This window comes from Vibrio sp. OPT46 (assembly GCF_015163535.1).
Lineage (GTDB): Bacteria > Pseudomonadota > Gammaproteobacteria > Enterobacterales > Vibrionaceae > Vibrio > Vibrio alginolyticus.
Map to the genome: position 1 here is coordinate 1 of NZ_JADDYG010000748.1, position 220 is coordinate 220.

Consider the following 220-nt stretch of genomic DNA (forward strand, 5'->3'; position numbering starts at 1 on the left):
AATTCTATCGTAGTGCGGTGCGTATTGCCGGACAGCGTTTGTTATGGCAAATCGTGCCGCCAGAAATGGAAGAGTGTTACGACGAGTACGTTTCTCAATTGTGCAGTGATGGTTACATCGATTGTAGTGAATGGATCGACTTTGGTAAATTGAACTGCATTCCTGCTGAAGAATACTTCGGCTCGAACTTGTGGCAGTTATACAAAAGCATCGACTCTCC

The 220-nt window shown here is 45.0% G+C and carries 1 protein-coding gene; it reads left to right on the forward strand.

From position 1 onward, the window contains the following. The coding region (locus IQR33_RS26735) for a class I adenylate cyclase (protein ID WP_193844210.1) at positions 1 to 220 on the forward strand (220 nt) is incomplete at both ends.